At 55.6% G+C, this 832-nt stretch carries 2 protein-coding genes; one reads left to right on the forward strand and one right to left on the reverse strand.

All coding sequences use genetic code 11. The features are described 5' to 3' along the window. The first annotated feature begins 167 nt into the window (after positions 1 to 167). Positions 168 to 473 (forward strand): helix-turn-helix domain-containing protein, encoded by a 306-nt coding sequence (locus tag IEW15_RS25580; RefSeq protein WP_013391827.1) that lies wholly within the window; start codon positions 168 to 170, stop codon positions 471 to 473. Positions 474 to 477: 4 nt separating this feature from the next. On the opposite strand, the gene IEW15_RS25585 is transcribed toward IEW15_RS25580, so the two are convergent. Continuing rightward, the coding region (locus tag IEW15_RS25585) for a LysR substrate-binding domain-containing protein (RefSeq protein ID WP_229708884.1) at positions 478 to 832 on the reverse strand (355 nt) is incomplete at its 5' end.

Genomic DNA, 832 nt, shown 5'->3' on the forward strand with positions numbered 1-832 from the left:
CTCGTCGATCAGCCGTGGCTCATCATGTCCATCGGCATGCGATCATGGGCACATGGGTGACCGTCCATGGGACTTGGTATAAGACAAGGATGGAAAGTCTTCATGATAGCTAGTTTGAGTTAAACTTAACGTGGTTAAATTGTCGGGACTGTTCGACGCTTCCAAGGATGGAGAAGCGAACTGTCCGACGAGGCCGTCCCCCAGGCACTACCACTTTCGACGCCGAGCCAGCGTTGGCATTCGGAGCGGCCGTTCGTGTCGCCCGCCTGACGCAAGGTATTGCTCAGGAAGAACTGGCTGCGAAAGCAGGGATCGAGCGATCGCACATGGGCAAAATAGAGCGTGGGGAGCACATGCCCACTCTCGCTCTGATCTTAAGAATCGCCGCCGGACTCAAGCTTAGTGCTGCGGAACTCGTCAGCGCAGCCGAACGCAATCTTCGTGCTGCGGCGCACGATTCAGATGGGCATTGACGCTTTAGTCATCCGGAGGTCCTCGCAGACGTTCCATGAAGCGATCCAGCGAAACCGATGAGTTGCTGCTTTCTGGCCGAAGCAGATAGGTTGTGATTACCGCCGTGTCCTGCGCCAGAGGGCGAATCACCACGTCCGGCCTCTGGCTGATGGGAATCTTGGTCGCTGTCATGAAACCAATCCCATAGCCTGCGCCGACCAGCGTTAGCATCATGTCCAGCGACGACACTTCTTCGACAACGTTGAGCCTGTGTTCCAGAACCTGTAGCAGCCGATTTATACCAAATCTCGTGAGTCCTGACTCATAGGGGATTCCCAAACGGTCAGGAGTTCGATTCAATGATCGCGGACCTGAGGGA

Origin of the sequence: Tistrella bauzanensis, assembly GCF_014636235.1 — a bacterium.
Taxonomy (GTDB): domain Bacteria; phylum Pseudomonadota; class Alphaproteobacteria; order Tistrellales; family Tistrellaceae; genus Tistrella; species Tistrella bauzanensis.